The 22,619-nt window shown below is 72.5% G+C and carries 22 protein-coding genes; 13 read left to right on the plus strand and 9 right to left on the minus strand.

The genetic code is table 11. From position 1 onward, the window contains the following. The first annotated feature begins 188 nt into the window (after positions 1–188). The 6 genes from ABZT17_RS19865 (at position 189) to ABZT17_RS19890 (ending at position 4,914) form a co-directional block, all read left to right on the plus strand. Positions 189–1,028 carry a RodZ domain-containing protein gene (locus ABZT17_RS19865; protein WP_356350615.1) on the plus strand — a complete coding sequence of 280 codons (840 nt, stop codon included), beginning with the start codon at positions 189–191 and terminating at the stop codon, positions 1,026–1,028. A gap of 86 nt (positions 1,029–1,114) precedes the next feature. Next, positions 1,115–2,584 carry a 30S ribosomal protein S12 methylthiotransferase RimO gene (rimO, locus tag ABZT17_RS19870; RefSeq protein WP_356350616.1) on the plus strand — a complete coding sequence of 490 codons (1,470 nt, stop codon included), beginning with the start codon at positions 1,115–1,117 and terminating at the stop codon, positions 2,582–2,584. After that, on the plus strand, positions 2,581–3,303 hold the full coding sequence (gene pgsA, locus ABZT17_RS19875) for a CDP-diacylglycerol--glycerol-3-phosphate 3-phosphatidyltransferase (protein WP_356350618.1): 723 nt from the start codon (positions 2,581–2,583) through the stop codon (positions 3,301–3,303). Before rimO ends, pgsA begins: the two co-directional genes overlap by 4 nt. Then, the gene (locus ABZT17_RS19880; protein WP_356350620.1) at positions 3,300–3,845 is read left to right on the plus strand and encodes a CinA family protein; all 546 of its coding nucleotides are present in this window, start codon (positions 3,300–3,302) and stop codon (positions 3,843–3,845) included. The genes pgsA and ABZT17_RS19880 overlap by 4 nt, the downstream gene beginning before the upstream one ends. A gap of 109 nt (positions 3,846–3,954) precedes the next feature. Beyond that, positions 3,955–4,329, plus strand: coding sequence for a helix-turn-helix transcriptional regulator (locus ABZT17_RS19885; protein ID WP_356350621.1), 375 nt, complete (start codon positions 3,955–3,957; stop codon positions 4,327–4,329). A gap of 306 nt (positions 4,330–4,635) precedes the next feature. Then, entirely contained in the window at positions 4,636–4,914 is a 279-nt protein-coding gene (locus tag ABZT17_RS19890; RefSeq protein ID WP_356350623.1) for a hypothetical protein, read from the plus strand. On the opposite strand, the gene ABZT17_RS19895 is transcribed toward ABZT17_RS19890, so the two are convergent. The 3 genes from ABZT17_RS19895 to ABZT17_RS19905 form a co-directional block, all read right to left on the minus strand. After that, positions 4,862–5,626, minus strand: coding sequence for an SDR family NAD(P)-dependent oxidoreductase (locus ABZT17_RS19895; RefSeq protein ID WP_356350624.1), 765 nt, complete (start codon positions 5,624–5,626; stop codon positions 4,862–4,864). The two genes, ABZT17_RS19890 and ABZT17_RS19895, sit on opposite strands and share 53 nt — an antisense overlap. Positions 5,627–5,658: 32 nt before the next feature. Then, positions 5,659–6,495 carry a DNA-formamidopyrimidine glycosylase family protein gene (locus ABZT17_RS19900; protein WP_356350626.1) on the minus strand — a complete coding sequence of 279 codons (837 nt, stop codon included), beginning with the start codon at positions 6,493–6,495 and terminating at the stop codon, positions 5,659–5,661. 107 nt (positions 6,496–6,602) lie between these two features. After that, a complete protein-coding gene (locus tag ABZT17_RS19905; protein ID WP_356350628.1) occupies positions 6,603–11,624 on the minus strand; it encodes an ATP-dependent helicase in 5,022 nt (1,673 codons plus the stop codon). 126 nt (positions 11,625–11,750) lie between these two features. Here ABZT17_RS19905 and ABZT17_RS19910 point away from each other — a divergent pair, with 126 nt between their 5' ends. The 3 genes from ABZT17_RS19910 to ABZT17_RS19920 are packed head-to-tail and all read left to right on the plus strand — an operon-like array spanning position 11,751 to position 13,673. Beyond that, positions 11,751–12,605 carry an AraC family transcriptional regulator gene (locus tag ABZT17_RS19910; RefSeq protein ID WP_356350630.1) on the plus strand — a complete coding sequence of 285 codons (855 nt, stop codon included), beginning with the start codon at positions 11,751–11,753 and terminating at the stop codon, positions 12,603–12,605. Positions 12,606–12,615: 10 nt separating this feature from the next. Continuing rightward, positions 12,616–13,368, plus strand: a complete 753-nt coding sequence (locus ABZT17_RS19915; RefSeq protein WP_356350632.1) for an AzlC family ABC transporter permease — start codon at positions 12,616–12,618, stop codon at positions 13,366–13,368. Next, complete coding sequence (locus ABZT17_RS19920; protein WP_356350633.1) at positions 13,365–13,673, plus strand: AzlD domain-containing protein; 309 nt, start codon at positions 13,365–13,367, stop codon at positions 13,671–13,673. Before ABZT17_RS19915 ends, ABZT17_RS19920 begins: the two co-directional genes overlap by 4 nt. An 11-nt stretch (positions 13,674–13,684) precedes the next feature. Here ABZT17_RS19920 and ABZT17_RS19925 read toward each other — a convergent pair whose 3' ends face one another. After that, positions 13,685–14,629 carry a hypothetical protein gene (locus ABZT17_RS19925; RefSeq protein ID WP_356350634.1) on the minus strand — a complete coding sequence of 315 codons (945 nt, stop codon included), beginning with the start codon at positions 14,627–14,629 and terminating at the stop codon, positions 13,685–13,687. 80 nt (positions 14,630–14,709) lie between these two features. On the opposite strand from ABZT17_RS19925, the gene ABZT17_RS19930 reads away from it, so the two are divergent. Both ABZT17_RS19930 and ABZT17_RS19935 read left to right on the plus strand, forming a co-directional pair. Continuing rightward, complete coding sequence (locus tag ABZT17_RS19930; protein WP_356350636.1) at positions 14,710–14,904, plus strand: DUF3046 domain-containing protein; 195 nt, start codon at positions 14,710–14,712, stop codon at positions 14,902–14,904. Between the two features lie 60 nt (positions 14,905–14,964). Further along, a complete protein-coding gene (locus ABZT17_RS19935) occupies positions 14,965–16,227 on the plus strand; it encodes an AI-2E family transporter (RefSeq protein WP_356350638.1) in 1,263 nt (420 codons plus the stop codon). A gap of 46 nt (positions 16,228–16,273) precedes the next feature. Here ABZT17_RS19935 and ABZT17_RS19940 read toward each other — a convergent pair whose 3' ends face one another. Further along, complete coding sequence (locus ABZT17_RS19940) at positions 16,274–17,050, minus strand: hypothetical protein (protein WP_356350640.1); 777 nt, start codon at positions 17,048–17,050, stop codon at positions 16,274–16,276. A gap of 313 nt (positions 17,051–17,363) precedes the next feature. Here ABZT17_RS19940 and recA point away from each other — a divergent pair, with 313 nt between their 5' ends. Both recA and recX read left to right on the plus strand, forming a co-directional pair. Next, positions 17,364–18,488, plus strand: coding sequence for a recombinase RecA (recA, locus tag ABZT17_RS19945; RefSeq protein WP_356350641.1), 1,125 nt, complete (start codon positions 17,364–17,366; stop codon positions 18,486–18,488). Positions 18,489–18,492: 4 nt separating this feature from the next. Next, positions 18,493–19,512, plus strand: a complete 1,020-nt coding sequence (gene recX / locus ABZT17_RS19950) for a recombination regulator RecX (protein ID WP_356350643.1) — start codon at positions 18,493–18,495, stop codon at positions 19,510–19,512. 98 nt (positions 19,513–19,610) lie between these two features. Here recX and ABZT17_RS19955 read toward each other — a convergent pair whose 3' ends face one another. The 4 genes from ABZT17_RS19955 to ABZT17_RS19970 all read right to left on the minus strand — a co-directional run bounded on the left by ABZT17_RS19955 (position 19,611) and on the right by ABZT17_RS19970 (position 22,466). Further along, the gene (locus tag ABZT17_RS19955) at positions 19,611–20,024 is read right to left on the minus strand and encodes a rhodanese-like domain-containing protein (protein WP_356350644.1); all 414 of its coding nucleotides are present in this window, start codon (positions 20,022–20,024) and stop codon (positions 19,611–19,613) included. Beyond that, positions 20,021–20,554, minus strand: a complete 534-nt coding sequence (locus tag ABZT17_RS19960; protein WP_356350646.1) for a cysteine dioxygenase — start codon at positions 20,552–20,554, stop codon at positions 20,021–20,023. The genes ABZT17_RS19955 and ABZT17_RS19960 overlap by 4 nt, the downstream gene beginning before the upstream one ends. A gap of 76 nt (positions 20,555–20,630) precedes the next feature. After that, entirely contained in the window at positions 20,631–20,798 is a 168-nt protein-coding gene (locus ABZT17_RS19965; RefSeq protein ID WP_356350647.1) for a putative leader peptide, read from the minus strand. Positions 20,799–20,837: 39 nt separating this feature from the next. Then, positions 20,838–22,466, minus strand: coding sequence for an FAD-dependent monooxygenase (locus tag ABZT17_RS19970; protein ID WP_356350649.1), 1,629 nt, complete (start codon positions 22,464–22,466; stop codon positions 20,838–20,840). Positions 22,467–22,619 lie beyond the last annotated feature (153 nt).

Below are 22,619 nucleotides of genomic sequence, written 5' to 3' on the forward strand. Positions count from 1 at the left end.
TCATTGAGCAACCGTTTCCCTTCCGCGTACGTCAAGTTGAGGGAAGCGACAAGCGCGCACTCCACCATCGGCGTGTCCGGCCATACCGATGGGCTAACAAGCTCCACCGCCCGGTTGCCCCACCCTTTCGCACCCCCCATAGACTGAACCTCCAGCACAGGTGGCTTAAACGCTCGAAAGGCGCCCCCGTGTCCATCGGCAACTCCCCTGAAGACGAGCGTCCGTTCGAAGACGATCGCGAGCCGGCCCGCCTTTCCGTCGGTCGCGCCCTCAAACAGGCGCGCATCGATGCCGGGCTGACCGTCGACGACGTCACCAACGCCACCCGGGTCCGCATCGCCATCGTGCACGCCATCGAGGCGGACGACTTCGCTCCGTGCGGCGGAGACGTATACGCGCGCGGGCACATCCGGACCCTGGCCAAGGCAGTCCACCTCGATCCGGTACCGCTGCTCGCGCAGTACGACGCCGACCACGGCGGACGCCCGGCCCCGACCCCGGCGGCTCCGCTCTTCGAGGCGGAACGGATCCGCCCCGAGCGGCGCGGGCCCAACTGGACCGCCGCGATGGTCGCGGCGATCGTCGCCGTGGTCGGCTTCGTCGGGTTCACCGCGTTCAAGGGCGGCGACGACAGCGGAGCGAAGACGCAGGTCGCCGAGGGGTCCACGCCCACGACGAGCAAGTCCCCCTCGCCGACGCCCACCGACAAGACGTCCGCCACGCCGAAGTCCGACCCGTCCGACAGCGCCATCGCGGCCGCGCCCCAGGACAAGGTCACCGTCCAGGTCAGCGCCGCCGACGGAAAGAGCTGGATCTCCGCCAAGGACCACAACGGCCGGCTGTTGTTCGACGGACTGCTCCAGCAGGGCGAGTCCAAGACCTTCCAGGACAGCGACAAGATCAACCTCGTCCTCGGTGACGCCGGAGCCATCCAGCTCTATGTCAACGGCAAGAAGATCGAGGACGACTTCCAGCCGGGCGCGGTGGAGCGCCTGACGTACACGAAGGGCGACCCCCAGGTCGGCTGATCGTGGGACACACGTCGAAGGGGCCGGCCACGAACGGCCAGCCCCTTCGACGTGGACTGTCAGTCGGACAAAGTAGTCTTGAGCCCATGTCTGAACGCCGTACCGTCGCACTCGTCACTCTTGGCTGCGCCCGTAACGAGGTGGACTCGGAGGAGCTCGCAGGCCGCTTGGAGGCGGACGGCTGGGACCTCGTGGAGGACGCCGCGGACGCGGACGTCGCCGTCGTCAACACCTGTGGCTTCGTCGACGCCGCCAAGAAGGACTCCGTCGACGCCCTCCTGGAGGCCAACGACCTCAAGGGACATGGCAGAACCCAGGCCGTCGTGGCGGTGGGCTGCATGGCCGAGCGGTACGGCAAGGACCTCGCCGAAGCCCTCCCGGAGGCCGACGGCGTGCTCGGCTTCGACGACTACGCGGACATCTCCGACCGCCTGCAGACCATCCTCAGTGGCGGTATCCACGCCGCCCACACCCCGCGCGACCGGCGCAAGCTGCTGCCGATCAGTCCTGCGGAGCGCCAGGAGTCGGCGGCCGAGGTCGCGCTGCCCGGGCACGCTCCCGTTGACCTCCCGGACGGTCTCGCGCCCGCCTCGGGCCCCCGCGCGCCCCTGCGCCGCCGCCTGGACGGCTCCCCGGTCGCCTCGGTCAAGCTCGCCTCCGGCTGCGACCGGCGCTGCACCTTCTGCGCGATCCCGTCCTTCCGCGGCTCCTTCATCTCGCGCCGCCCGAGCGATGTGCTGAACGAGACGCGCTGGCTCGCCGAGCAGGGCGTCAAGGAGATCATGCTGGTCTCCGAGAACAACACGTCCTACGGCAAGGACCTGGGCGACATCCGCCTGCTGGAGTCCCTGCTGCCCGAGCTGGCGGACGTCGACGGCATCGAGCGCGTGCGGGTCAGCTACCTCCAGCCGGCCGAGATGCGCCCCGGCCTCATCGACGTGCTGACCTCGACGCCCAAGGTCGCCCCGTACTTCGACCTGTCCTTCCAGCACTCCGCCCCGGACGTGCTGCGCGCCATGCGCCGCTTCGGCGACACCGACCGCTTCCTGGAACTGCTCGACACCATCCGGAGCAAGGCCCCCCAGGCAGGTGTGCGCTCCAACTTCATCGTGGGCTTCCCGGGCGAGAGCGAGGCCGACCTGGCGGAGCTGGAGCGCTTCCTGAATGGCGCGCGTCTGGACGCCATCGGCGTCTTCGGCTACTCCGACGAGGAGGGCACCGAAGCGGCGACGTACGAGAACAAGCTGCCCGAGGACGTCGTGGCCGAGCGGCTCGCGCGGGTCTCCCGGCTGGCCGAGGAACTCGTCTCGCAGCGGGCCGAGGAGCGCCTCGGCGAGACCGTGCACGTGCTCGTGGAGTCCGTGGACGAGGAGGGTGTGTACGGCCGCGGGGCGCACCAGGCGCCGGAGACCGACGGGCAGGTGCTGCTCACGAGCGGCGAAGACCTGAGCGTCGGCCGTATCGTCGAGGCCAAGGTGGTCGGTACGGAAGGTGTCGACCTGGTCGCCGAGCCGCTGGCCGGCTCGCTCGGGTGTAGTGAGGAGGCGGGCAGATGACGGGAGTACCGGCATCGGCGGCCAACGGCTCCTCCAAGGCGGGTCCCCAGAGAGCCGAAGGCGCCGATTCCGACCCGGCCGGCGACGCGAGGCCCGCACGGGGCAAGAAGGTCGTGGCCGCGGCCGTCAACCAGGCGAGCGTCTGGAACATCGCCAACCTGCTCACCATGCTCCGGCTGCTCCTCGTCCCCGGCTTCGTCGCGCTGATGCTGGCCGACGGCGGCTATGACCCGGCCTGGCGCTCGCTCGCCTGGGCCGCCTTCGCGATCGCCATGATCACCGACCTGTTCGACGGTCATCTGGCCCGCACCTACAACCTCGTCACCGACTTCGGGAAGATCGCCGACCCCATCGCCGACAAGGCGATCATGGGGGCGGCGCTGATCTGTCTCTCCTCGCTGGGCGATCTGCCGTGGTGGGTGACGATCGTCATCCTCGGCCGGGAACTCGGGATCACGCTCCTGCGTTTCCTGGTCATCCGGTACGGCGTGATCCCGGCGAGCCGCGGCGGCAAGCTCAAGACCCTCACACAGGGCGTGGCCGTCGGGATGTATGTGCTGGCGCTGACGGGATGGCTGGCCACCATGAGGTTCTGGGTGATGGCGGTGGCGGTCGTCCTGACCGTGGCGACCGGACTCGACTATGTAAGACAAGCCATTGTGCTGCGCCGGCAGGGAATCGCCGAGCGCAAGGCCGCGTTGGAGGAGGCGGAAGCGTGAATTCCCCGGCCGCCGACGTGGTGCGACTACTGACAGTGAAGGGGCAGACCCTCGCGGTCGCCGAGTCTCTCACCGGCGGGCTGGTTGCGGCGGAAATCACAACGGTCCCGGGGGCCTCACAGGCCTTCCGAGGCTCGGTGACCGCTTACGCCACCGAGCTCAAGCACGAGCTGCTGGGGGTCGACGCCACCCTGCTGGCCGAGCGGGGAGCCGTGGATCCGCAGGTCGCGGGCCAGATGGCGACCGGCGTGCGCAAGGCGCTGGGCGCCGACTGGGGCCTCGCGACGACCGGTGTGGCGGGCCCCGATCCCCAGGACGGGAAGCCCGTCGGGACGGTTTTCGTGGCCGTGGACGGGCCGTTCGGCCCTGATTCCGGTTCTGCCTCTGGCGGAAAAGTGGAGGCCCTGCGGTTGAACGGCAGCCGCGCGGAAATTCGTATGGAGAGTGTACGGAGCGTACTCGCACTGCTCCTGACAGAGCTGGCGGGCGAACACACCGGGAATGAGCGGGCACAGGATACGGAACAGAACGGGGGGTTTTGATGTTTGCAGCCCTGAGTGAACACGACATCGCTCCCCGCACGGCCGCGGCGCAAGGCGGTACGGTGGGGCGTGAAGGATGCGGCTACGTGGTCCGAGGAGGGAGCCACCGATGATTGTGCTCCGTCGCCTGCTGGGTGACGTGCTGCGTCGGCAGCGCCAACGCCAGGGCCGTACTCTGCGCGAAGTCTCCTCGTCCGCCCGAGTCTCGCTCGGCTATCTCTCCGAGGTGGAGCGGGGGCAGAAGGAGGCTTCCTCCGAGCTGCTCGCCGCGATCTGCGACGCGCTGGACGTACGGATGTCCGAACTCATGCGGGAAGTGAGCGACGAGCTCGCCCTCGCCGAGCTGGCCCAGTCCGCTGCGGCCACCGAGTCTGTCCCGGCGCCGGTGCGTCCGATGCTGGGTTCCGTGTCGGTGACCGGTGTGCCTCCGGAAAGGGTGACCATCAAGGCGCCCGCGGAGGCGGTGGACGTGGTCGCCGCGTGATGCTCACGCGGCGGTAGACCGAAGGCGCCGACCGGCACCGAGAAGTGTGCGAAGCCCCGGCCGGGGTTCTCCAGGGAGACCTGGGGATGCCCGGTCGGGGCTTTCGTATGTGCGGCGGGCGGCGGGCGGCGGGCGGCGGGCGCGGGGCCCGTTTGCCGAGGTGGTCAGGGGCGGTCATGGTGGATGCCGGTGGCGCCTCGGGGCGGGCGCCGTCGCCGGAGTCGTGGCGGTGCGCCCGTGTGCCGTCGGTGCGCCCTCCCCGCGAGTCAGGGCGCCGGTCTAGCTTTCGGGGCTGGAGGTGGGTCCATGGCACGGCCGACGGTGCGCCGGGGGGTGGCGTTCGGGCTCGGGGTGCTGTGGTGGTGGGCTGTGCTGCGGCTGGCACTGGTGCCCGATGCCGGGGTGCTGGAGGGGGCTGTCGCGGCCGGTGGCTGGGGGCTCGGCCTGTTGCCGGTGCACTGTGTGCCCAAGGGGCGGGCTGCGGGAGCGGTGGGGGTGAGGCGGTGGCGGGAGGCCTGGTGGGGCGCTCGGGCTACCACGGCATCGCCACTCCACCGTTCGGACGCAGGATCTGGCCCGTCATGAAGGCCGATGCGTCGGAGGCCAGGTAGAGCACGGTGTGGGCGACGTCCTCCGGCTCACCGACCCGGCCCAGCGGGGCCAGCCGCGCCATCAGTGTCTCCGTCCGCGCCTGTTCCTCGGCCTCGTGCCGGTCGGTCATCGGCGTCCGGGTCCAGCCCGGTGCGACGGCGTTGACTCGGACGCCGTGCCGGCCGACCTCGCTCGCCAGTGTCTTCGTCAGCTGGACGACGGCGGCCTTGGCGGCGCCGTAGCAGAGCAGGCCCGGGCGTCCGGTGTCGATCGCGCTCGAGGCCATGGTGACGATGCTGCCCCTCGTGCGTTGGGCGAGCATCGCGCGGGCCGCCTCCTGGCAGGCGTACAGGACGCCTTTGAAGTTGACGTTCAGCACCCGGTCCAGATCCTCGTCCAGGGTCTCCAGAACGGGGCTGTTGTGCATGATCCCGGCGATCGCCGCCATCACATGGAGGTGCTCGCAGGAGGCGACGGCCTGTCGGACCTGGTCCCGGTCGGTCACGTCGAGATGGTGGGTGCGGGCCGTGCCGCCCGCGTCCTTGATCAGGGTCGCCGTCTCGTGCAGGCCCTGTGCGTCGCGGTCGGCGCAGTGGACCGTGGCGCCGGCTTCGGCGAGCAGCACGGCCGAGGCGCGGCCGATGCCGCCGGCGGCCCCGGTGACGAATGCGGTGCGTCCGGTGAGGTCGTACGCCTTGACGGGCATGAAGGGACGGTACGAGGGTTTCTGACGGATCGTCAATTGGTCGTACGGCGTGGGGTTCCGCGGGGTGGGGCGGTGCTCGGGGTCGGTCCCGCCTGGCAGTTGGGGCACCAGTAGGTGGGGCGTTCGCGGGAGCCGTCGCCCTGGTCGGCCACGCGGATCGAGGTGTGGCAGCGCAGACAGGGGCGGGGTGCGCGGCCGTACACGAACAGGTCCTGGCCGCGGCGGCCGGTGGTGGTGCGCACCGGGCGGTCGCGGTTGGCCTCCAGGAGCCGCTTGGCGAGCGCCGGCAGCTTCGCGGCCCGCTCGGCGGGCAGGGCGCCGACGGGGAGCCAGGGGGTGGCGCCGAGCAGGAAGCAGAGCTCGCTCTTGTAGACGTTGCCGATGCCGGCCAGATTGCGCTGGTCGAGGAGGGCCTCGCCGAGGGGACGGGCGGGATCGGCGAGGAGGTTGGCGAGGGCCAGCTCGGGGTCCCAGTCGGGGCCGAGGAGATCGGGGCCGAGATGGCCGACGGCGCGTTCCTCGTCGGTGGTGCGCAGAAGGTCCAGCACGGGGAGGCGGTAGCCGACGGCGGTGCGCTCGGTGTTGCCGAGGATCACCCGGATCTGGTGGGAGGGGCCACCGCTCCAGCGCTGACCGTTCGCGAAGACCTTCCAGGAGCCGTCCATCCGCAGGTGCGAGTGGAGGGTCAGGCCGCCCTCGATACGGGTGAGGAGGTGTTTGCCCCGGGGAGTGACGTCGAGGACGGTACGGCCCGTCAGGTCGGCCGTGGCGTACTTGGGCACCCGGAGGTCGCTGCGGGTCAGCACCTTGCCCGCGAGGGCGCCGTGCAGGCGTCTCGCGGTCTGCCAGACGGTGTCTCCTTCGGGCATGGGTCCAGGGTGGCACGCACGGGGCGGGGACGCGGTGCGCGCCCGGCGGGCGACGGCCTGCCCCGCCCGGTGGGAGGCGCCTCTGCGCAGGCCCGCGGGGGCGTTCCTCAGGCCCGCAGCCGCAGGCCGCGGGGGGTCGCGATGAAGCCCGCTCCTTCCAGAAGGGTGCCGAGGGGGGAGGTGAGGGCCGAGGCGCCGTTGACGCGCTCCACCGTGACCGTGCCGAGGGAGCCCGCCTTCGCGGCCGCGGCGAGGGACTCCGCGGCCGCGCGCAGGCGTGCGTCGTCGGTGGCGGCGCCGTCCGGGTCGGCGGGCCAGGCCAGCAGGGTCTTGCCGCCACGCTCCATGTAGAGCGTCAGCTCGCCGTCGACGAGGACCACCAGGGAGCCGGCCTTACGGCCCGGTTTGTGGCCCGCGCCGGTCGGTGGCTCCGGCCAGGGCAGGGCGGCGCCGTACGCGTTCGCCGGATCGGCGGCGGCCAGGACCACGGCCCGGGAGTCGGGTGCGGGGCGGGTACGGCGGTTGGGGAAGGCGGAGCCGTACGAGGCGTAGGAACCGTATCCGGAGCCGCCGCGGGGGCCGCCCGCGCCGGAGGCGGCGAAGTCCCGGGGCGAGACGTACTCGTCGCGCGCCGACGGGGTGGGCGGGAGACCGAACTCGTCGCCGAAGCCGGTGACTTCGAAGCCGGGGCCGCCCGGGTGGGTGCCTTCGCCGGTGGCGCCGCCGGTCCAGTCGAAGAAGTCGCCGTCGTGCGCCGCGTGGCCATGGGGCGCGTCGGAGTCCGCGGCGTGGTCGCCGGGCGCGGTGAAGGAGCGGGGCGAGCCGAACGGGTCGGCCGGGAAGCCGCCCGCTGCCCCGTCGGCGGACGGCAGGGGCAGGGCCTCACCCCGGTCCCGCGCGGTGGACACCGCACGGAGGCGGTCCACCGCGCCGTCCATCGCGAACTGGGCCGCGCCGAGCCCCTCCACCACATATCCGCGCCGGGCCTGGCCGCTCTCCTCGAAGACGGACAGGATGCGGTACGTCGCCGAGAAGCCGCCCTCGACGCCCTCCGCGGCGACGGCGCCCCGGGTGACCACACCGTGCCGGTCGAGGAGGGTGCGGGCCAGCGCGTGCGCGCGCACCGTGGCGTCGGCCTCGCGGGGCGGGAGGAGGGACCAGCGGCCGGCGACGGTCGGCGGACCGGTGCGGGAGGCGGGACGGGCGGCACCGGTCAGGGACCCGTAGCGGCCGCGTGGTACCGCGCGCTTGGCACGGTGGGCCGTGGAGCCCGCGGTGCGGCCCGAGCCCAGCAGGGAGCGCATGGGTGTGAGGGTGTCGTTGGTCAGCCGTCCGGACCAGGCCAGGTCCCAGAGGGCGTCGGCCAGTTGGGGGTCGGTGACGTCCGGGTGGGTGGTGGCACGGACCTGGTCGGTGATCTGGCGGAAGAACAGGCCGTAGCCGCCGGAGAGGGCGCTCAGGACGGATTCGTGCAGGGCCGTCAGCTCCAGCGGGTGGGGTGCGGGCAGAAGCAGGGGCGCCGTGTCCGCGAGATACAGGGAGACCCAGCCGTCCTTGCCGGGCAGGGCACCCGCTCCCGCCCAGACGACCTCTCCGGCCGCGGTGAGCTCGTCGAGCATCGCCGGTGTGTAGCCGGCGACGCGGGACGGCAGGACGAGCTTCTCCAGGGCCGACGCGGGCACGGACGCTCCCTGCAACTGCTCGACGGCCCGCACCAGACCGTCGGGACCGCGCAGCCCGTGGCCCTTGCCGATGTGCTGCCACTGCGGCAGGAACTGGGCGAGCGCGGCCGGTGCCACCGGCTCCAGCTCGTGCCGCAGGGCGGCCAGCGAACGGCGCCGCAGCCGGCGCAGCACGGTGGCGTCGCACCACTCCTGGCCGATGCCCGCGGGATGGAACTCGCCTTGTACGACACGGCCGTTCGCGGCGAGACGCTGCAACGCGCCCTCCGTGACCGCCACGCCCAGGCCGAAGCGGGCCGCCGCGGTGGCCGACGTGAACGGGCCGTGGGTGCGGGCATGGCGCGCGAGGAGGTCGCCCAGCGGGTCCTTCACCGGCTCCGTGAAGGCCTCGGGGACGCCGACGGGGAGGGCTGTGCCCAGGGCGTCGCGCAGGCGTCCCGCGTCCTCGATCGTTGCCCAGTGGTCGGCACCGGCCACCCGCACCCTGATCACGCGGCGGGCTCGGGCCAGCTCGGGCGCCCACTGTGGTTCGGCGCCCCGCTCGGCCAGCTCGGCGTCGGTCAGCGGGCCCAGGAGGCGGAGTACGTCCGCGACGCCCTCGGCGTCCTTGATCCGCCGGTCCTCGGTGAGCCACTGGAGCTCCCGCTCCAGTTCGGTCAGCACCTCGGCGTCGAGCAGCTCGCGCAGCTCCGCCTGGCCCAGCAGCTCCGCCAGCAGCCGCGAGTCCAGGGACAGGGCCGCGGCGCGCCGCTCGGCGAGCGGGGAGTCTCCCTCGTACAGGAACTGGGCGACGTACCCGAAGAGGAGGGAGCGGGCGAAGGGGGAGGGCTCGGGGGTGGTGACCTCGACCAGGCGCACCTTGCGGGACTCCAGGTCGCCCATCAGCTCGGTCAGCCCGGGGACGTCGAAGACGTCCTGGAGGCACTCGCGGACTGCCTCCAGGACGATCGGGAACGAGCCGAACTCGCTCGCCACCTCGAGCAGTTGGGCGGCCCGCTGGCGCTGCTGCCACAGCGGGGTGCGCTTGCCCGGGTTGCGCTTGGGCAGCAGCAGCGCGCGGGCGGCGCACTCGCGGAAGCGGGAGGCGAACAGGGCCGAGCCGCCCACCTGGTCGGTGACGATCTGGTCGACCTCGCCCTTGTCGAAGACGACGTCCGCCGCGCCGACCGGCGCCTGCTCGGCGTCATACTCCGTGCCCGCCTTCCTGGGTTCCTGGTCGAGCAGGTCCAGGCCCATCAGGTCGGCGTCGGGCAGGCGCAGGACGATGCCGTCGTCGGCGTGCATCACCTGCGCGTCCATGCCGTAGCGCTCGGAGAGCTTGGCGCCGAGGGCGAGCGCCCACGGGGCGTGCACCTGGGCGCCGAAGGGGGAGTGGACGACGACCCGCCAGTCGCCCAGCTCGTCGCGGAAGCGCTCCACGACGATCGTGCGGTCGTCCGGGATGTGGCCGCAGGCCTCGCGCTGCTCGTCCAGGTACGACAGGACGTTGTCCGCCGCCCAGGCGTCCAGGCCCGCCGCCAGGAGACGCAGCCGGGCGTCCTCCTTGGGGAGCGAGCCGACCTCGCGCAGGAACTGGCCGACCGCGCGGCCCAGTTCGAGCGGGCGGCCGAGCTGGTCGCCCTTCCAGAACGGCAGTCGCCCCGGCACGCCCGGGGCGGGGGAGACCAGGACGCGGTCGCGGGTGATGTCCTCGATGCGCCAGGAGCTGGTGCCGAGGGTGAAGACGTCGCCGACCCTGGACTCGTAGACCATCTCCTCGTCCAGCTCGCCGACCCTGCCGCCGCCCTTCTTGGGGTCGGCTCCGGCGAGGAAGACGCCGAAGAGGCCGCGGTCCGGGATGGTGCCCCCGGAGGTGACGGCGAGGCGCTGGGCGCCGGGGCGGCCGGTGACCGTGCCGGCGACGCGGTCCCACACCACGCGCGGGCGCAGTTCGGCGAAGGCGTCGGACGGGTAGCGGCCGGCGAGCATGTCCAGGACGGCGGTGAACGCCGACTCGGGGAGGGACGCGAAGGGGGCGGCCCGGCGGACCGTGGCGAGCAGGTCGTCGACCTGCCAGGTGTCCAGCGCGGTCATGGCGACGAGCTGCTGGGCCAGGACGTCCAGGGGGTTGGCCGGCACCTTCAGGGACTCGATGGAGCCGGTGCGCATCCGCTCGGTGACCACCGCGGCCTGCACGAGGTCGCCGCGGTACTTCGGGAAGACCACGCCGGTGCTGACCGCGCCGACCTGGTGGCCCGCGCGGCCCACACGCTGGAGACCGGACGCCACGGAAGGGGGTGACTCGACCTGGACGACCAGGTCGACCGCGCCCATGTCGATGCCGAGCTCCAGGCTGGACGTCGCCACCACGGCGGGGAGTCGGCCGGCCTTGAGGTCCTCCTCGACCAGGGCACGCTGTTCCTTGGAGACCGAGCCGTGGTGGGCGCGGGCGATGACGGGCGGGGCGCCCTGGGCCGCGCCCGAGCCGCCCATGAGCTCGGCCGGGGCGTGGTGCTCCTCCAGGGGCTCACCGGTGGCCCGCTCGTACGCGATCTCGTTGAGCCTGTTGCACAGGCGCTCCGCCAGGCGGCGGGAGTTGGCGAACACGATCGTGGAGCGGTGGGCCTGGACGAGGTCGGTGATCCGCTCCTCGACATGCGGCCAGATCGAGGGGCGTTCCGTGCCCTCGGAGCCGTCGGCCACCGGGGAGCCGCCCAGCTCGCCGAGGTCCTCGACCGGGACGACCACCGAGAGGTCGAACTCCTTGCCCGACTTCGGCTGGACGGTCTCCACCTTGCGCTGCGGCGAGAGATAGCGGGCGATCTCGTCGACCGGGCGGACGGTGGCCGAGAGACCGATGCGGCGGGCCGGCTTGGGCAGGAGCTCGTCCAGCCGCTCCAGGGAGAGCGCGAGGTGGGCGCCGCGCTTGGTGCCGGCCACCGCGTGCACCTCGTCGAGGATCACCGTCTCGATGCCGGTCAGCGCGTCGCGGGTCGACGACGTCAGCATCAGGAACAGGGACTCCGGGGTGGTGATCAGGATGTCCGGCGGGCGGGTGGACAGCGCGCGGCGCTCGGCGGCCGGGGTGTCGCCGGAGCGGATGCCGACCTTCACCTCGGGCTCGGGCAGGCCCAGGCGGACGGACTCCTGGCGGATACCGGTCAGAGGGCTGCGGAGGTTGCGCTCCACGTCCACCGCGAGGGCCTTGAGCGGGGAGACGTACAGGACGCGGCAGCGCTTGCGGGGGTCGGCCGGCGGGGGCGTGGAGGCGAGCTGGTCGAGGGCGGCGAGGAAGGCGGCCAGCGTCTTGCCTGAGCCGGTGGGGGCGACCACCAGCACGTCCGAGCCCTCTCTGATGGCGTTCCACGCACCCGCCTGGGCTGCGGTGGGCGCGGAGAAGGCCCCCGTGAACCAGCCGCGGGTCGCGGGGGAGAAGCCGTCCAGGGCTCGGCGTGCGGAGCTGACCATGCGTCCATCCTGCACCCGACCACTGACAATCAACCTGACCTGCGGGTTCGCCACCGGGAGCCCGGCCGGGGGCCGGGCGCGCGCCGGGGCCCGACGCGGGTTGTCGGACTGTCGGAGAATGGGGACATGGCGGCTTCGGGCAGGGAAGCGGCGCGGCACTGGCGGTACGCCGAGTTGCCGGGCGTCGATCTGCTGCGCGCCCGGTACGTGCGCAAGCAGTTCGTCCGGCACACCCACGAGAACTTCGTGATCGCCGCGATCGCCGACGGGGTCGAGGTCTTTCACCATCGTGGAGCTGATCAGTACGCGGGGGCGGGCGCCCTCGCGCTGGTCAATCCCGACACCCCGCACACCGGGCGGGCGGGGGTGCCCGAGGGATGGCGGTACGGGGCCGTGTACCCGTCGCCCGGGCTGGTCGCCGAGATCGCGGGCGAGACCACGCTCATCAAGGGGACGCCCGGGTTCGTCAGTCCCGTGCTCGACGACCCGTACACCGTCGGGCTCGTCCATCAGGTGCTGCGTGCCGCCGACGAGGGGAACGCGCTGGCCGCCGACACCTTGCTGCGGGTCGTTGTGACAAGGCTCCTGCGGCTCAACGGCGGGCCGCTGCCGCAGCGGCCCGCACGGACCGCGGGGGCCCGGGTCGCCGCACGCGCGCGTGCCGTGCTGGAGGAGCGGATGGCCGAGCCGCCCACGCTGGAGACGCTGGCGGGTGATCTCGGGACCAGCCCGTTCGCGCTGCTGCGGGCCTTCCGCGACACCTACGGGATGCCGCCGCACGCCTGGCTGACGGACGCCCGGGTACGGCGGGCGCGACGGCTTCTGGACGGCGGGATCGCCCCGGCGGAGGCGGCCGTCGCGGTGGGGTTCACCGATCAGCCGCATCTGAACCGGCACTTCGCCCGGATCGTCGGCGTGCCTCCGGGCGCCTACCAGCGAGAGCGCAAGAACGTACAAGACGCCCGGCCGCCGCGGTCGTAGCGTCCGGGACGTGGCAGAACAAACAGCTCTCGCGGACACCGGTGCCGGTGGTGGAAAGACGGACGCCGCGGTCGTACGGGACGCGCTCGGGGTCGGGGTCGCCGTAGGACTGTCCGGGTTCGCCTTCGGGGTGACCTCGGCCGGCAACGGGCTCACCCTGCCGCAGACCTGCGCCCTCAGCCTCCTGGTGTTCACCGGTGCCTCCCAGTTCGCGCTCGTCGGCGCGCTCGCGGCCGGAGGCAACCCGCTCACGGCGGCCGCCGGCGCGTTCTTCCTGGGGGTGCGCAACGCGTTCTACGGGCTGCGTCTGTCGCAGTTGCTGGCCCTGCCGCGCGTGCTGCGGCCGTTCGCCGCGCAGTGGGTGATCGACGAGACGACCGCGGTCGCGCTCCCGCAGCCCACACGGCGGGCCGCTCGGATCGGCTTCGCCGTCACCGGACTCAGCCTGTACGTGCTGTGGAACCTCACCACGCTGCTCGGCGCCCTCGGCGCCAGGGCCATCGGCGACACGGACGCATGGGGGCTGGACGCCGCCGGGCCCGCCGTCTTCCTGGCGCTGCTCGCACCGATGCTGAAGACCACCACCGAGCGGGCCGTCGCCGGGCTCGCCGTCCTGCTGGGGCTCGGGCTGCTGCCCGTCCTCCCGGCCGGGGTGCCCGTCCTGGTCGCCGCGCTGGCGGCGCCGGCCGTCCTGTTCCTCGAGGGCCGGCGCGCCCGTGGCGGCCGTTCCTCGTCCGACGACACGGCAGGGGAGAACCGGTGAACACCTGGCTCGCGATCGGGGTGACCGCCCTCGGGTGCTACGCGGTCAAGCTCGCCGGTCTGCTCGTTCCCGCCGGCACCCTGGAGCGGCCGCTCGTCAGGCGGCTGGCCGCGCTGCTGCCGGTGGCTCTGCTGGCCGCCCTCACCGCTCAGCAGACCTTCGCCGACGGGCACGCGCTCGTGCTCGACGCGCGCGTGGCGGGCGTCGCCGCGGCCGCCGTCGCGCTGGTGCTTCGCGCGCCCTTCCTGCTCGTGGTGGCGGCCGCCGTGGTGGTGACCGCGGGCGTGCGGGCCATCGGCGGCTGAGGGCGCCCCGGTCACCCGATGGGGCGGCCGTGCGCCCTGAGGGTGCGCAGCGCCTCGATCGTCACCATGGGGCGTGCCTCCAGAGCGGTACCGGGCGCCCACTGGCGCCAGCGGACCGGCCAGCCGCCGTCCTCCTGCTGCGCGGCGGCCAGGAAGTCCAGGGAGCGTTCCATCTCCTCGTCGGTGAACCACGCGCGCGCGAGGGAGCTCGGCGTCCTCGCGTAGTCGTGCGGGAAGTGGTGCTCCCCGGGGGCGTAGCCGGGCGCGACCGGGTACGCGGCGAGGTCGTCCGGGTCCAGTGCCGCGAGCCGGTGGTCGCGCACCAGGCGGCCGAGACGGTCGGCGGCCGCCTCCGCGCGCGGGCGGTCCGGCGCGGAGTCCAGGAAGGCCACCGCGGCCTCGATCTCGTAGGGGTGGGACTTCTCCAGGGACTCGACCGCGTGCCAGCAGAAGTCGGTGGCGCGGAACAGCCAGGCGTGCCACACCTCGTTGCGGTGCAGCAGGCCCACCACAGGTCCGGTGGCCAGGAGTTCGCTCGGTGGGTCGTCCACGATCGGCATGAACGGGGCCGCGGGGTAGCCGCGCTGGCTGGGATGGATCGCCGGCAGCGCGCCGTCCGCCGTGGAGACGGAGGTCAGATAGCGGCACACGCGCTCCACGCGCTGTCCGCCGCAGCGCCCGATGGAGTCCAGGACACGCAGCGCGTGCCCGGTGTGCAGCGGCTGGCTGACCGGGCCGCGCAGATCGGGCTCCAGGGCGTGGCCGTAGCCGCCGTCCTCGTTGCGGTAGGCGTCCAGCGCGGTCTCCACCGGGTCGGCGCCCCCGTTCAGGAAGTGGTGCGCGAAGAGGCGCTGTTCCAGCACGCGCGCGGTGAGCCAGACGAAGTGCTCGGCGCGGAAGAGCGGGGAGCGCGCCGTGGGCGGGACGGGGAGTGGAGAAGCTCCTGTTTCGGACATGCGACAGACCGTAGGGCGGAAAGCGGTCTCGGCAAGCGGTCCCGGCCAAGGCCCACCCCCAGGGGCGGGATACTGGAGGCATGCGGTTGACGGTCTTCTGGCAGCGGATGGCGGATCACTTCGGTTCCGGGTACGCCGACACCTTCGCGCGCGACCACGTGATGACGGAGCTCGGCGGGCGCACGGTGCACGAGGCGCTGGACTCCGGCTGGGACGCGAAGGACGTGTGGCGGGTGGTCTGCACGGTCATGAACGTTCCGGGGGAGAAGCACTGATCGCGCACGAAGATCGCAGGACGGCAGCTGGCAGTCGGACAAGTGCGCGAGACTTGGTCCGTGTCACCCACTGACGAGACCGGGCCCGAGGCCCAGCAGGCATCCCCGTTCGGCACGACGCCTCCCGACCGACCCCCGGCCGACGCCGTGTCGAGCGCCCGCATGCCGCGCTGGCTGCCGCGCGCCGTGGTGCTCGTGCTCGCCCTCTACGCCACCTTCCAGCTGGGCACCTGGGCGTTCCACCAGCTCACCGGCCTGCTGATCAACATCCTCATCGCGTTCTTCCTGGCCCTCGCCATCGAGCCCGCGGTGAGCTGGATGGCCTCGCGCGGTATGCGCAGGGGGCTGGCCGCCGGTCTCGTCTTCCTCGCCGTCATGATCCTTTCCGCGGGCTTCGTCACCCTGCTCGGGTCGATGCTGGCGGGCCAGATCATCAAGATCGTCGAGGACTTCCCGGACTATCTCGACTCCGTCATCAACTGGATCAACACGCACTTCCACACCGACCTGAAGCGGGTGGACGTCCAGGAGGGGCTGCTCCGCTCCGACTGGCTGCGCAACTACGTGCAGCACAGCGCCACCGGCGTCCTGGACGTGTCCGCCCAGGTCCTCGGCGGTCTCTTCCAGTTGCTGACGATCGCCCTGTTCTCGTTCTACTTCGCCGCCGACGGCCCCCGCCTGCGCCGCGCGATCTGCTCCGTACTGCCGCCCGCCCGGCAGGCCGAGGTGCTGCGCGCATGGGAGATCGCCGTCGACAAGACCGGCGGATACATCTACTCGCGCGGTCTGATGGCGCTCATCTCCGGTATCGCGCACTACATATTGCTGCAGATCCTGGGGGTCCCGTACGCGCCCGTGCTCGGTGTGTGGGTGGGCCTGGTCTCGCAGTTCATCCCGACCATCGGCACATATCTGGCGGGCGCGCTGCCCATGTTGATCGCGTTCACCGTCGATCCCTGGTACGCGCTGTGGGTGCTCGTCTTCGTGGTGGTCTACCAGCAGTTCGAGAACTACATGCTGCAGCCCAAGTTGACCGCGAGGACCGTCGACATCCACCCCGCCGTCGCCTTCGGTTCGGTCATCGCCGGCACCGCGCTCCTCGGTGCGGTCGGCGCGTTGATCGCCATCCCGGCGGTCGCCACGCTGCAGGCGTTCCTGGGGGCGTATGTGAAGCGGTACGCGGTCACGGACGACCCCCGCGTCCACGGTCACCGGGGCGGCGGGGCGGGGCCGGGCCTCTTCACGCGCGCGAGGGGGCTGTGGGGGCGGCGGCCGGGAGCGGCGGTGCCCCAGGAGGGCGAGCCCGGGGACAGCGTGTCCTGAGGACCGCCACGGGGTTCGGGGCCGGGCCGACAGGCGCCCGGCCGGCTCAGTACGTGAGGACCGCCCACACCCCGGCACCGATGACGGCGGCGACGTAGCAGCCGGTCGCCGTGGCCACGACGCGTCGCCGGACCGGTTCGCTCCAGGATGTGCGGGACAGCAGCAGGGCCAGCGCGGGCAGCACCAGCACGGCGTGCAGGCTGACCCCGTGCAGCGGCTTGAGTGGAGCCGTCGAGTGGTACGCCACCTCCTGGTGGCCGGTACGGGCGAGCACCACCCCGCGCGCGATCATCGCGGCGCCCGAAGCGAGCGCGACCAGCAGGATCGCGAACCCGGACCGCACCGCGAGCGCCATCCCCGCAGGACCTGTGGGCGGGTGCCGGAACGAGGCGAGCGCGAACACGGTGAGCAGCACCACGAGAACACCGCCGCCCACGGCGAGGGTCATCGACACCGCGGTGTCGAAGGGCGTCTCCATGTCGAGATGCGAGGGCGCCCGGCGCCATGCCTGAAGGGTGATGCCGCCGACCTCCACGACACAGTCGGCGGCGAACACGGCGAGCAGCACGGTGCGCGGACGCGATCCGACGCGCAGATACGACGTCACCCAGGTGACCGCGATCAACGTCACCCCGAAGGACAGGCCGAACGTCACGGGCTTGCGCCAGGAGACGGGGCCGTACCAGGGGCCGCCGTCGACGGCGAACACCACCAGGTGCAGCAGGCCGGAGAGGATGAGGAGGAGGCCGGTGGCGTGGCAGAGGCGTTCCACCGGACGTGTCCCGGTGTTGTCCTGGGTGCTCTTCTCGGTCCGCGTCTGCATGCGGTCAGCCTCGCGGGAGTGCTCCGTCCGGTCGTCGTCCCGCCGGAGACACCCGCCGTACGCCGGAGGAAGTAGCCCACTGCCGGACCGCGGAGCCAGTCTCGGAGGTGCCGCGTGGTGCGCTTGACACGAAAATCGAACATCCATTCTTATGGAGGCTCCGGTGAAGCTCTCCACGGGTGATTCGGCACGTTTTTGATGGAGAAGTACCCGAGTTATCCACAGGCCGGACGGGCGTCGGGGCGCATTGTCAGTGGCAGGCGTTAGCGTCTTTGACGTGAAGCGATCGACTCAAGCAAATCGGGTGGAACCCATGGCAGGAACCGACCGCGAGAAGGCCCTGGATGCCGCACTCGCACAGATTGAACGGCAATTCGGCAAGGGCGCGGTCATGCGCATGGGTGACCGGTCGATGGAGCCCATCGAGGTCATCCCGACCGGGTCGACCGCGCTCGACGTGGCCCTCGGCGTCGGCGGCCTGCCGCGCGGCCGTGTCGTCGAGGTCTACGGACCCGAGTCCTCCGGCAAGACGACCCTGACCCTGCACGCGGTGGCGAACGCGCAGAAGGCCGGAGGCCAGGTCGCGTTCGTGGACGCCGAGCACGCCCTGGACCCCGAGTACGCGAAGAAGCTCGGCGTCGACATCGACAACCTGATCCTCTCCCAGCCGGACAACGGCGAGCAGGCCCTGGAGATCGTGGACATGCTGGTCCGCTCCGGCGCCCTCGACCTCATCGTCATCGACTCCGTCGCCGCGCTCGTCCCGCGCGCGGAGATCGAGGGCGAGATGGGCGACAGCCACGTCGGTCTGCAGGCCCGCCTCATGAGCCAGGCCCTGCGGAAGATCACCAGCGCGCTCAACCAGTCCAAGACCACCGCCATCTTCATCAACCAGCTCCGCGAGAAGATCGGCGTGATGTTCGGCTCCCCGGAGACCACGACCGGTGGCCGCGCGCTGAAGTTCTACGCCTCGGTGCGACTCGACATCCGTCGCATCGAGACCCTGAAGGACGGCACGGACGCGGTCGGCAACCGCACCCGCGTCAAGGTCGTCAAGAACAAGGTCGCGCCGCCCTTCAAGCAGGCCGAGTTCGACATCCTCTACGGCCAGGGCATCAGCCGCGAGGGCGGTCTGATCGACATGGGCGTGGAGAACGGCTTCGTCCGCAAGGCCGGCGCCTGGTACACGTACGAGGGCGACCAGCTCGGCCAGGGCAAGGAGAACGCGCGCAACTTCCTCAAGGACAACCCCGACCTGGCCAACGAGATCGAGAAGAAGATCAAGGAGAAGCTGGGCGTGGGTGTGCGGCCGGAGGAGCCCACCGCCGAGCCGGGCGCGGACGCCGCCGCCGTCACCGCCGCTCCGGACGACACCGCGAAGACGGTGCCCGCACCGGCGGCCAAGGCGAAGGCCAAGGCACCGGCGGCCAAGAGCTGACCCGGTGACACGGCGAACCGACTGGGCCGAGTACGCCTACCCCGACACTCCGCGCGAGCGGGGCGACAGGACAGGCGACGGGGGATCTGCCGGGCCGGGAGGCAGTGTTCACGGCGGTCAGCACCACGGGGACGGCACCATGCGCGGCGCGGACGGGGGAGACGGCCGCGGGGAGCCGCACGGCACGGGTGCGGGGGGCTCGTACGGCACGAGGGTGTCGTACGAGGACGGCGGTTCCTACGGCGCCGGGGTACCGCGGCGCGGCGGCGGGGCGTACGGCGGCGACCAGTCGTATGCCGACCAGCCGTACGGCGACGAGTCGGGTGGCGGGGTGTGGTCGGGTGACGGTTCGGCCCACTCTGTGAGCGACTCTGCCTCGGCCGGTGGTGGCTCGCGTCGCCGTGGTGACCGGGCCCGTGGTGCGGGCGGCTCCCGTGGGCGTCGGCAGCGGCGCGGCGGAGAGCCGTTCGGTGAGGACGGGGGTTCCTCCTTCTCGTCGAGGGCCGAGCAGGAGGAGGCTCCGGCGGACCCGGTGGAGCGGGCGCGGGCGATCTGTCTGCGCCTGCTCACCGGGACCCCGCGCACGCGCAAGCAGCTCGCGGACGCCCTGCGCAAGCGGGAGATCCCGGACGAGGCGGCCGAGGAGGTGCTGTCGCGGTTCGAGGAGGTCGGACTGATCGACGACAGCGCGTTCGCGGACGCCTGGGTGGAATCCCGGCATCACGGCCGGGGGCTCGCCCGCAGAGCCCTGGCGCAGGAGCTGCGGACCAAGGGCGTCGACTCCACACTGATCGACGCGGCCGTCGGCCGGCTCGACTCCGAGCAGGAGGAGGAGACCGCACGCGAGCTCGTCGCCCGCAAGCTGCGCGCCACGCGCGGCCTCGACCGCGACAAGCGACTCCGCCGTCTCGCCGGCATGCTCGCCCGCAAGGGCTACTCCGAGGGCATGGCCCTGCGGGTGGTCCGACAGGCGCTGGAGGAGGAGGGGGAGGACACGGAGTCACTCGGGGACGAGGGATTCTGAGCGACGCGGTCCGCACGGACGGGGTGTGCACGGACGGGGACCGTGCGGAGGGGATCTGAACGGAGGGGCCGAGGGCGAGGGCGGCCCCGCTGCTGCCGCTACGACGTCACCGGCAGGCCCACCGCCCTCCACGCCTGGAAGCCACCGACCAGGTCGGTGGCGCGGTGCAGGCCCAGCTGGTGCAGGGACGCGGCCGCGAGGCTGGATGCGTAGCCCTCGTTGCAGATCACCACGACCCGCAGGTCATGGCTCGTGGCCGCGGGGACACGGTGGCTGCCGCGTGGGTCGAGCCGCCACTCCAGCTCGTTGCGCTCGACGACCAGGGCGCCGGGGATCAGGCCGTCCCGGTCGCGCAGGGCCGCGTACCGGATGTCGACGAGCAGCGCCTCGCCGACGAGGGAGGCGTCGTACGCCTCCTCGGGCCCGATGCGCGCGTAGCCCTCGCGTACCCGCTCCAGCAACTCGTCGATGCCGAGGGGCTGTTGGGGTTCTTCGCCCGCCCCGCCGCTCACTGCCAGTCCTCCGGCCGCTCGACGTGTTCCAGCCGCAGCACCTGGCCCACGCGGCTGTAGCGGCGGATCTGCGGCAGGGGCGGGTAGTAGGCGTGGACGGAGATCGCGTGCTCGTCGCCGGACTCGTTGAGCACCTCGTGGACGTGGTGGCGGCCGAAGGCGCGGCCCTTGCCGGCGGGCAACCGCCGTTCCCGGTCCACTCCGTCGGTGAGTTCGAGGGTCCGCCAGCCGTCGGCGGGCAGCCGTGCGGCGAGCGAGTTCTCCTTGAGCTCGCCGGCCGCCGTCACAAAGGCGCCGACGGACTCCGCGTGGTCGTGCCAGCCGGTCCCCGTGCCGGGCGGCCAGCCGATCAGCCAGGCCTCACTGCCGCCGGGCCCCTCCAGGCGCACCCAGGTGCGGCCCTCGGGGTCCAGCGGGAGCGAGGCGATCAGCTCGGCGTCGGCGGCCGTGCGCCGCACGAAGTCGAGGAGGTCGGCCTGCGTCGGGGCGGAAACCGCCGTAGGCGCGGAGGCAGAGGGCGAGACAGACAAGGGGCACCGTCCTGAAGAGCGTTCGCGAGAGCGCGCGGCAGCACGGCGGCGCGCGCGGAGGGAGAAAGATGCGAATTCAGCAGGACGGACGACACACGCAGCCCGCATAGCGGACGAGGTCCATATGGACCCTCCGCCACAGGCGCACACAGGTGTCGGTCACGATCCGGAGTACACCATGACGGTGCGGACGGGTCAACTCACTGTCACTATGTGGACCGCACAGTGACAGTGAGTACGACATTCATAGGTATGACTGCTTCGGTGGGGCCGCCCAGCAGCCTCAGCGCGCCCCGGCCCCGGCCTCGGCCCCCGCGCCCGTCTCGGCCCCCGCCCCCGTCTTCGCCGGTCCCCCCAGCGTCGCCTCCGCCGCCGCGTACAGGTCGGCCGGGCGTACGCCGCTCAGGGCCGTGACCAGGTGGCCGTCGGGGCGGACGAGCAGGACGGTGTGTGCGGCGGCGCCCGGATAGCTCTCGGCGACCAGCAGCTCGGCCGTGTACGGGAGCGCGGCCACCGCGGCCGCCAGCCGGGGCATCACACCCGCGGTGACCCAGTGCTTGCGGTCCCACACGCCGGTGCCCGGCGCGACCAGGACGACGAGCAGCGCGCCGCGTCCGAGCCGGTCGCGCAGCCGTACGAAGGAGCCGTCCTCCGCGGTCACCCGGACGTCGGCGACGGGGGCGCCGGGCGCCGTGTCGACCGGGACCTCGCCCTCCAGGTGCCGGGGCGCGAGCGGTGAGGCGGCGTACGCCCCCGGCGTGCCGAGTGCACCGCGCCCCAGGTGGCCGTCGGCGAGCAGCGCGTCGTGCCCCCGGGCCGAGCCGGGGACGTACGCGCGCAGCCCTCCGCCGCCGCGCAGCAGCGGCAGGACCTGGTCGGCGGCGCGCAGCCGGGCGGCGACCGCGCCGCGCCGCTCGGCCTGGTAGCTGTCGAGCAGCGCCTCGTGCGGACCGTGGTGCCAGGCCAGGGCCAGCTTCCAGGCCAGGTTGTCGGCGTCCCTGAGCCCCTCGTCGAGTCCCTGGGTGCCGAGCGCGCCGAGCAGGTGTGCCGCGTCACCGGCGAGGAAGACCCGGCCGACCCGCCACCGGCGGGCGAGACGGTGGTGGACGGTGTGGACTCCGGTGTCGAGGAGGTCGTACGGCGGTGTGGAGCCACCGGTCCAGCCGGCCAGGGTCTCCCGGATGCGGGCCAGCAGCAGCTCGGGTGTGACCAGGTCCTTGCCCGGCGGCAGCAACCAGTCGAGGCGCCACACCCCGTCCGGCAGCGGGCGCCCGGTGACCTCCCCCGCCGAAGGACCGGACGTCCGCCACGGCGGCATCCGATGGAGCAACGCCTGGCCCTCCCACGGAAGTTCCGTACGCAGCGCGGCCACGGCGTGTCGCTCCACCGCGGTACGGCCCGGGAAGCGGATGTCCTGGAGCTTGCGGACCGTCGAGCGGGTGCCGTCGCAGCCGACCAGGTAACTGCCGCGCCACCATGTGCCCTTGGGGCCGCGGGTGTGGGCGGTGACGCCGGAGGGCTCCTGCTCGATGGTGTCCAGGCGGCTGTCCGTGGCGATCCTGACGAGCCGCTCGCCCGCCAGGGCCTGCCGCAGGGCGCCGGTCAGGACGTGCTGGGCGATGTGCAGGGGGGAGGGGTCGGCCTCGTCGTCGAAGGTGATCTCGCGCATCACCTGCTTGCGGCGCAAGGACCGCCATCCGGCCCAACGCGCCCCGGCCCGCTCCACCGGCAGCCCCGTCAGCCGCTCCATCAGGGCGGCGGTGTCCTCGCGCAGGACCACCGTGCGCGCGGGGCGCGGTTCGTCCTTGCCGGGACCCTCGTCGAGCACGAGGGAGGGCACTTCCTGACGCGCCAGCGCCAGGGCGAGCGTGAGCCCCACGGGCCCCGCTCCGACGATGATCACCGGGTCCACGGCGTGGCGCCCCCTGCCCGCGGCGGTGTCCCGAGGGACGTATGTGAACAGGAAGTTTGAGCAGGGTGCACGATCACAGAACGTATGCAACCCATTGTCGTTGTTTGCGTCAAGTGACGGAGGCAGTGGCGATCATGCCACTGCCTCCGTACG

Source organism: Streptomyces sp. NPDC005648 (assembly GCF_040605395.1).
Taxonomy (GTDB): domain Bacteria; phylum Actinomycetota; class Actinomycetes; order Streptomycetales; family Streptomycetaceae; genus Streptomyces.

What these genes read in the sequence shown, in the direction of transcription:
- ABZT17_RS19925 (WP_356350634.1), bottom strand. Translation starts at nt 14,629, where the DNA reads ATGTCCGAAACAGGAGCTTCTCCACTCCCCGTCCCGCCCACGGCGCGC.
- ABZT17_RS19940 (WP_356350640.1), bottom strand. Translation starts at nt 17,050, where the DNA reads ATGCAGACGCGGACCGAGAAGAGCACCCAGGACAACACCGGGACACGT.
- recA (WP_356350641.1), top strand. Translation starts at nt 17,364, where the DNA reads ATGGCAGGAACCGACCGCGAGAAGGCCCTGGATGCCGCACTCGCACAG.
- ABZT17_RS19965 (WP_356350647.1), bottom strand. Translation starts at nt 20,798, where the DNA reads ATGTCGTACTCACTGTCACTGTGCGGTCCACATAGTGACAGTGAGTTG.
- ABZT17_RS19890 (WP_356350623.1), top strand. Translation starts at nt 4,636, where the DNA reads ATGGCACGGCCGACGGTGCGCCGGGGGGTGGCGTTCGGGCTCGGGGTG.
- pgsA (WP_356350618.1), top strand. Translation starts at nt 2,581, where the DNA reads ATGACGGGAGTACCGGCATCGGCGGCCAACGGCTCCTCCAAGGCGGGT.
- ABZT17_RS19930 (WP_356350636.1), top strand. Translation starts at nt 14,710, where the DNA reads ATGCGGTTGACGGTCTTCTGGCAGCGGATGGCGGATCACTTCGGTTCC.
- rimO (WP_356350616.1), top strand. Translation starts at nt 1,115, where the DNA reads ATGTCTGAACGCCGTACCGTCGCACTCGTCACTCTTGGCTGCGCCCGT.
- ABZT17_RS19910 (WP_356350630.1), top strand. Translation starts at nt 11,751, where the DNA reads ATGGCGGCTTCGGGCAGGGAAGCGGCGCGGCACTGGCGGTACGCCGAG.
- ABZT17_RS19905 (WP_356350628.1), bottom strand. Translation starts at nt 11,624, where the DNA reads ATGGTCAGCTCCGCACGCCGAGCCCTGGACGGCTTCTCCCCCGCGACC.
- ABZT17_RS19900 (WP_356350626.1), bottom strand. Translation starts at nt 6,495, where the DNA reads ATGCCCGAAGGAGACACCGTCTGGCAGACCGCGAGACGCCTGCACGGC.
- ABZT17_RS19895 (WP_356350624.1), bottom strand. Translation starts at nt 5,626, where the DNA reads ATGCCCGTCAAGGCGTACGACCTCACCGGACGCACCGCATTCGTCACC.
- ABZT17_RS19885 (WP_356350621.1), top strand. Translation starts at nt 3,955, where the DNA reads ATGATTGTGCTCCGTCGCCTGCTGGGTGACGTGCTGCGTCGGCAGCGC.